We start from the raw sequence: 7,567 nt of genomic DNA on the forward strand, positions 1-7,567 counted from the left end.
GTGGAATACTGCCCGGGATTTCACCAGATCGCGGAGCAGCATGACGTTAGGCTGCAACTGGTGGGCGACGATCATATTGTGACTCACAAGACCAGCCCCGTTCCTTATCGGACCAGAGGTGCGCTGGCCGGATGCTGGTGGAATCCGAAAGCGAATCAGCTCTGTCCGGATCTCTCGCCACAGGGATATCTGATTTATCATGTTTCCGGCGAGCAGATGGACTGCTTTTACAAAGGTCTGGGACAGCGGATTGCCATCGTCTGGCACCGCTATGGCGCCCCCTTAACCGGGCAAGAGAAAATCCAGGCCTATCTCGTGCAGCCCCGTTCCGGTGAAAGTCTGGAATTATCGGTCAACGGAGAAGACTGGCAACCGATGCAGGAGATCGGAAAACCGTTTTACCGCACGCTTTATTCAGCGACGGTCGATACCCGTGGGTTGCCGGAAGGGATGATGACGTTTCAGGTCCGTAGTACGGCGACCGATGAAGTTCGCAAACGTACCCTGGTTGTCATGAATGGCGGAAGTCCTTCCCCTGCAACAAGGGCGCAGAACTGACCTTTACCGTGGGCAGCAAAATCACCAACGCCAAAACACAACGGACGCCGCGGGGAACTGTCTCTGTTGTGTGGAACGGTGAGGTCGTGGGACAGATTCAACCCCAGACGCCTCAAACATACTCCTTTCCCATTCCGGGCTCAAACCTGAAAGCAGCGAACTTGCTCGAATTTCAGTTTTCAGAAGAGGATGACGGAATGAGTCTGAACAGTCCTCTGCTGACGGTTCAGGGAAACAGGGTGTATGACCCGCGAGATGCCGCGAACAGAGAAATTCGCACCGGTCACTGGGGCCAGGGCGCTGCCGACTGGGGCGGCTTTCTGGTGGGTACGTCGGCGCAGCTGGAAGAATCCCCGTTTCAACGAAAGCAGAACGAATTCTGTTTTGTTTTAACAGAGACAAAATGATCTCGCGGGCGACTTACTTTACGCTCACTTCGGACTCTGACGATTTCACGGCGTCGAACTGTTTCTGAAAGAACTCGACCAGTTCGCGGCTGATATTATGTCTCTTTGACTCGGGTGTGTAGACGAAAACGTTTTCGATCCCGAGTTCGTCCATCTTGTTGACCAGATGACGACCAAAGTTGGGATGATGGATGCCCTGCCCGGGTCGGGCGTTTTCGGATTAATGTCCCAAGGAACAGATACCACTTTTCTCTCCCGAACCTGTTCTTAGAGTTTTGTTTCACGATCACCAGATGAGAATGATTTCAAATGTTGATTGGGAACTTAACAGCATGACTGTTCGGTTAAAAGCAGAACACAAAGATAAAGAATCTAATCGTCAATTCGAAGCTTTTGAAGTCCAATATGTTACTGGACTCCCCAATTTGGTTTATCTTTGAACACTCGCAATCAAACGAAAACATAAACTGGGGGGCAGGCATCCTGAATAATGACCGGGTGATATCCAAACCAGGCGGGAATCAAGTACGACCTGCTGACCGGTAAGCAGCTGTCTGCCTCCCCCCTGTTTAAGCGGAGCGGCTGTAACTACACCGTGGGCAATCAGAACCTGCTCTTTCTGCGAAACAACTGTGCCACGTATGTGGACATGGATCAAAAGAAAGGGTTCAGTCTGCGGAACCTGCGATCGGGGTGCAGCAACAGTCTGGTCGCCGCCGACGGTCTGTTGAGCGTGCCCTGTTTCTCGACCGGCTGCATTTGCAATTACCCGCTGCAGACCTCGTTCGCGATGGTGCATCAACCGTCAGTCAGCTAGTGGACGACTGACGATCCGATTGACGTCAAAGCCCTGCGGGATGAGCAGACTTCACTGACGCCACCGATTCCCCTGGAACCGGCAAAATGAAATCGCGCAGATTCGATCAAACAGAAGGTTCAACTTCTCTGCCTACTTTATTTCTGAAATAAACTGAAGCAGAAAGGAAATCAATCCCCCTAAACAGCTTCAGTGTTTTCGTTTTGTGCCACTATTGGTGCATAAAAAAAGCCGGAGAATAATCCCCGGCATCAAGCAGTTAGCCTACTTGTAACTCCGTAACAGGCGGAGACGTTTGAAGTTCAGTTTACACACTAGAGTATTTGATATCTCTAAGCAACTTCACCCATCGCTCTTGTGCTTGTGTTACTGTCGTTTCTAGAAGAGTCGGATCGAGTTCCTGAAACCCTTGTAGAGCAGCAATACCACAAACCTTAGCGACGATGTCACCGTCGTTCTCTAGGGCCGGCCCCATTGCGTTTAACCAGCCGACAATAACCTCGCGGCATCTTGTAGCTGGATCTACGGTTTTATGGGCGTGAGCGAGTTGTTCTGTTAAATTCTCCCAAGAACGAGGAGCTATAAGATAGATGAGTTGATTGTTTGACCTACGAAGTTTAAAACCTAGCAAGGAGCTTGTGGTTTTCCGTAGATCAACAATACCATCTTCACCTTTTAGCTTGAGACTCGCACTGTTGAGAATTTGTTGAACTTTTATCAGGACTCGCTGGCCTTCGGACACGCTCTCGCAAAGGTAAGTCAGATTATCAACATACCTGTACCAGAGCGGAAACGCGACTTCCGCATTTAGCGGCACGTCGTGTATATAATGTAACAATACATTGAGAGATTGGGGAGAGTAATTACTCCCCTGATCGATCCCTTTTTTTCTTTTCTGTGTCACCCCCTTCGCAATAGTCGAGATCAAATTCACTACAGAGTCATTAATCTTGATGCCATGCTTCTCTTTTAGCTCCAGTTGAGCCTGTTGGTGCGTTTTGATGATGTCTTTCACTTTAACATTATCAAAGGCCTTCCTTATATCTTCAATTATTAATACCCATCTGCCTTTTTCTTCTACCGTTTTCTTAAGCTGTGCCAGCATTTTCCATGGGCTTCGATTTGTGCGATTTCCATATGATCCTTCTAAAAACAACTTATCCAGCTGAGGAGCCAGCGTTTTGTGTAACGCCATGGACACTGATCGATCAAAGATTGAATTAATCTTCAAAGTCCTTTTTTCGTCCGTCCCAGGTTTTGGGATCGACACCTTTCTGGGAAATTGAGGTCGATAATGCCCTCTTAAAAGTGACTCTGACAGCTTGCGGAATACCTTGGCACAGTCGGAGGTTGAGATGTCAAAGTATGAGATCTCATCTTTTCCAGGCCCTAGCCCTCCATATCGGCGGAGTTCCTGAAAACAATACAGAAGATACTCGTGATCGGCGATCTGCTTAAGTGTGATTACATTCGGGGATTTCCCACTCTTTTGGTCACGTTTCTCTTTGCGATACAAATAATAATCATAAGCAGTGTCTATCTTTGGTGACTGTTGCCGTGAATAGGGGAGCAACATAACAGTTGTTCTATTCGGCTTCGTGGTAGCAAACAGAAATTCTCTCCTTTCACTTGAATTCTTAGACTCGCCGTTCACAACCCAACCTTGATCCAGGTATTCTTCTTTCCGGTACTGAGACTGCTTCCGAAAATATGGGTGGTGTCGGTCCGTCAGGTCGATGATCGTAAAGCTCGATGGCACGCGATCTCCGACTGTTAAACGTTTTCGTGAAAATGGCGGCAATCCTATACCGGCATCAGCCCGAATCAATACCCCATCGCAATTAATCTGTTGCAAGGCTGAACTGGTAATAATTATATCGCTATATACAGCTGATTCTGGCTTCTTCCCTTCTGTTAAAGCATATTGAACCTGGGAACCATGTGCATTAATGTCCGCAACCGATCCTGCAACGATAGGCCACCCTTTTAAGAACTTTAACAATCTGGCTGCGTGCTCAAGATTTTCCACTAAGACCACTACTCTTTCAGAAACTTTTGGCAATAGCGGCTTAGAAACTGACGGATATTTCGCACCAATTGCTCTGAAATCATCATATGCTATCGCTTTTGCAAGTCCAGAAATTAAACGGTTCCTTTTGTCATTTCGCCATACAGCTTCTCGTTTCAATTTACACAGGGGTATTCCATCTTTTGCTGTGTAACCCCCTTTGTATTCCATAAAGTAGACTTCCGGAACCAGTTGTAAAAAATCATGCTTGGGAATATACAACCATTCTTGGCCAAAAAACATATCCATGAAGTCTACTTGCTGCTTAGATAACGCCAGGACGTCATCATGCAATGCATATAAGCGTCCTGTAATTTGAAGTGGCCAATCTTTTCTGTTTACCGTTTCTGTGGGATTCAAGCAGATACATATAGATCGCGATTCAGTACAGATCTCATTTTGTTTGAGCGCGTTATCGGTAGCTATTACGATTCGTTTTCCAATAGCTGGCTTTTTATGTGTAGTCGCCACCGAAACCTGATAGAGCCCTCTTCTTTTAAGCTTATTAAAAAGCGTTTTGGCATCTCGTTGTCTGGTGACTATCACGACTATGGATTCTTCAGGCCATACCAACGCGATCTGAGCTATTAACGATTCGACTTCCACCTCGTTTTTTCGGTATGCAATCACTCCGCGTTCATTCTGCTGAACGAATCGGAGCATTCGACGATCGCTAGCTCTGTTGCTGGATAATTTTTCCCAGTTAGGTTCAGGAAGTGAATCTGGTCGCTGACCAGTAAGTTCTATCTGATATCCTCTCTCTTCTAAGAATTGCTTTATTGGCTTTTCCAAACCGGCGAATGATTGCATAAATTCTTTGTTGAACCGATCTCTCATTTCCCAAACTAAAACGAATGGTTCTTCTTCCACAAGAAACCCCTTAGACTTCGTTGCCTTAGCTAGATGCTGGACCGTCTGAAAACGTTCATATAGTTCGGGGACAGGGGGTATTATTTCGATGTACTGCCCCCTGCGATAAATGACTACATGCTGGTTTTCCGGAATCTGAGAAGATCCGTTTTCCATGAATTCACTCCGGTTTTTTCGATGCCTAGAGGATAATACTGTTAATTGAATAGCGAGATTGGATTCATAAGAGGGACAGAATTCAGAAAAAAATTAGCGTTTTTATAACAAGTATTAAAGAAGCTTTGAGTTAATTTACAAAAGGGATACTTAACCTCATGTTTCGTAGATGCATAAAATCAGCCTAGAAAGTACTTTTTAAATGTCAACTAAAACCGAAAGTCGTAAAGACACTGCAGCCGTTATTGAGCCGGATGATGAGCTGCGTCGTCTGGCACAGGAGGGCTATCGAGATTCACGAGACCTGCAACTGTTTGCCAGTTTTTCAGTTCATGCATCCAAGCCTTTCGGACGATCTTAAACGGTAGCCCGAAAACGACCATAAGCCCTACACCCCGCCGCACCCAGCGAAAGCGGCTCACGCATTTTTGATTTGGTTCGGATGGTATCATTCCATTTTCCGGTTCTAAAAATTGGTTCCCTCAAAACAGCCACTACTGTCCCTTCCTGATTACAAGCGGTTTGAACTTTGCATGATTCAAAGTCGGTAAGAGTCGGTCCATTTCAGTTTACCACAGAAGACGTTGACCAGGCTGCCAATCTGCTTGGCAATTTCACTTGCCCCATAAACCAGAGATATGAGCACAGAGCAGCACTGACGGTGAAGAAATTGAACCTCTGGTCAAACTCTGCAAAGAGGTCAAGGTGTTCCAGCTCCAGGAATGGATCGAAGAAAACTAGCCAGTCGATCCCCCAGTCCCTGAAAATGGACACAGCCGAAAGCATACCCCGCTATTCAAAAAATACCAGGATCGTTTCCCCAGCTTTCAGGAACAGGCCAATGTGGCGTTACGCCATCACTGCCAGGAGGGAAATCTGAAGTGGGCCTTACTCATGCTATGGGCAGGCGCTGATCCGGAATGGATGTCTCAATTTGTGTAGCAAAGAGTCGCCCGGAAAGTCACTCGCGCGTAGGCTGGCCACAGACTTGGTTATAAAAAGTTGAGCGAGATATCCTGAGAAAGTCATGCGAGCCGTCCGTACATGGATTCGCATGTTCATTCTGTTGTTGCAGGTTCCAACTATAACCCCATCCAGTCCACTGGAGGCCCCTGTACCAAAAATGCGACCCTACCATCGTTTTTGCCTCAGAAAGGCTCTCAGGATGCCATAGAATCCTTAGAATCGAGTCCCTATTGTAGTCGTGGTCCAATGAAAGAACCTCATGTCAATTTTAACGGAAGAAATACTGTATAAAAGAACAGTATTTCAATTAGGATTGACTGAAGTCCAATTGGTTCCCGTTATTAAATCCAACACCTGAGCCCCCTATGTGTATTGGTAAAAATTGCCCCTATTAGGCTGGTAAGCTCCGGACTTAATCGATCCTTCTGGTCGCCATAGTTCTCGCTGACCGTCAATACCTTCCGACTCATGCTGCATTTGATCCCGTGTTCTCTTAACAGCCGTTGATACGCATCACTGGCATACTGACTCCCGCGATCAGAATGAATCAGTAATCCCTCCCCAGGATTCTGCCGGCCGATGGCCATTTTCAAGGCATCGCCTACCAGATCAGCTGTCACGGTCTTTGACATCGATCAGCCAACAACCTTTCGGGTAGCTTCAGCGAGTGAATAGCCCTCTTGCGTAAACCAGACGCACCGCATCCAGCTTGAATTCCTGTGAATAAACACGTCGTGATACCTTAGGATTTGACGACGATGTTTTAGCATTTCTAGACATGCTGAGCTCCTCTCAGAGAGTATACACTCTCAGGCAGGCGCCCACTATTCCTGGGGAAGTCCAGTACTTGTTCTCGTAGATCAGGATTGTCACCAGAATACGGAAAGACTTGTACGGAGTTTTCTAAGATCTACTCTCAATTGTCCCCCATTCGGGGGACATGACGGCCGTTACAAACTGACAACATCTGGTTCGTACATTGACAGTGCTGTATAATGATGCTTGGTTAAATTTCAAATTAGAAAGTACTTTTTGAATCCGACATCAGATTTAGAATGGAGTCTTAAGATGATCATGACAAACGCCTTGGTTAAGGCAGATCCGTTTGCTACCCCCAGCTGGAGGTGGGATGTAGCAGAACAACTTTGTAATCAACCAGGCCTTAAAGCGGTACCTGAGGACCAGGTAACCAGAGACGCATTAACTTACCTCAAAACCCGGGACAGACAGAAATTCCCCGAGATTCATATTTCTTACGAGATATTTAAGGAAGATGGTCTTCGCCGCGCAGAACTGGAGTCGAGGATTCTAGTCGGACAGTCTGACTCAGAAATTGCTGAGTTCTGTAAGCTCACTCCGGAAGTAGTTCAGGTTTATGCCGATCTATTCTTCTGCGTACGTGATATCCCCGGAGGCTCTGACTGGAAACTCAAGCATGCAGTCGGCAAGCCTCACTTTCACGGTTATCAAGATCACAACCTGCGGCAGATGACTGCATGAACCGATGAAAGTTCTGCAGCACGATGATTGCTGTTCCGTCTGGTGTCGCCAACGCGTTAACCGCACGGATGGCGGCCAGAGGATCGGAACCGGCTGCCTCCGTCTCACTCTGTCCGGGGATGTTCAATCCCGCATCAATATCCCAGGTAGCAAGTCGCCACTGTTCGTCACGGCAGAGCTCTGCAATCTCAGTCAGGGCCTCCTGGTGTTCGTGGGATTCGATCC

Annotated in this window: 5 protein-coding genes and 2 pseudogenes; 4 read left to right on the forward strand and 3 right to left on the reverse strand. The window is 47.1% G+C overall.

The genetic code is table 11. The annotated features are described in order from the left end of the window. The 3 genes from AACZ40_RS27220 to AACZ40_RS27230 form a co-directional block, all read left to right on the forward strand. On the forward strand, positions 1–558 hold a 558-nt coding region (locus AACZ40_RS27220; protein ID WP_339676706.1), incomplete at its 5' end, for a calcineurin-like phosphoesterase C-terminal domain-containing protein. Between the two features lie 8 nt (positions 559–566). Continuing rightward, the gene (locus tag AACZ40_RS27225) at positions 567–965 is read left to right on the forward strand and encodes a hypothetical protein (RefSeq protein ID WP_291170692.1); all 399 of its coding nucleotides are present in this window, start codon (positions 567–569) and stop codon (positions 963–965) included. A gap of 595 nt (positions 966–1,560) precedes the next feature. Beyond that, positions 1,561–1,782, forward strand: a complete 222-nt coding sequence (locus AACZ40_RS27230) for a hypothetical protein (protein WP_339676710.1) — start codon at positions 1,561–1,563, stop codon at positions 1,780–1,782. Between the two features lie 307 nt (positions 1,783–2,089). Here AACZ40_RS27230 and AACZ40_RS27235 read toward each other — a convergent pair whose 3' ends face one another. Next, positions 2,090–4,876: a reverse transcriptase domain-containing protein gene (locus tag AACZ40_RS27235; RefSeq protein ID WP_291170695.1), complete on the reverse strand. Its 2,787-nt coding sequence runs from the start codon at positions 4,874–4,876 to the stop codon at positions 2,090–2,092. Positions 4,877–5,078: 202 nt separating this feature from the next. Between AACZ40_RS27235 and AACZ40_RS27240 the strand changes: the two genes are divergently transcribed. After that, the gene (locus AACZ40_RS27240) at positions 5,079–5,237 is read left to right on the forward strand and encodes a hypothetical protein (protein ID WP_291170697.1); all 159 of its coding nucleotides are present in this window, start codon (positions 5,079–5,081) and stop codon (positions 5,235–5,237) included. Between the two features lie 1,063 nt (positions 5,238–6,300). Here AACZ40_RS27240 and AACZ40_RS27245 read toward each other — a convergent pair. Together AACZ40_RS27245 and AACZ40_RS27250 are read right to left on the reverse strand one after the other, a co-directional pair. Then, positions 6,301–6,495, reverse strand: a pseudogene (locus AACZ40_RS27245) (DDE-type integrase/transposase/recombinase); the annotation flags it as partial. A 776-nt stretch (positions 6,496–7,271) separates the two neighbouring features. Beyond that, positions 7,272–7,567: pseudogene (locus AACZ40_RS27250) on the reverse strand (AAA family ATPase); the annotation flags it as partial.

The sequence above is a fragment of the uncultured Gimesia sp. genome, assembly GCF_963972345.1.
GTDB lineage: Bacteria > Planctomycetota > Planctomycetia > Planctomycetales > Planctomycetaceae > Gimesia.

Bases quoted from the DNA above. Each gene is read 5' to 3' on its own strand.
- AACZ40_RS27235 (WP_291170695.1), bottom strand. From the start codon at position 4,876: ATGGAAAACGGATCTTCTCAGATTCCGGAAAACCAGCATGTAGTCATT.
- AACZ40_RS27240 (WP_291170697.1), top strand. From the start codon at position 5,079: ATGTCAACTAAAACCGAAAGTCGTAAAGACACTGCAGCCGTTATTGAG.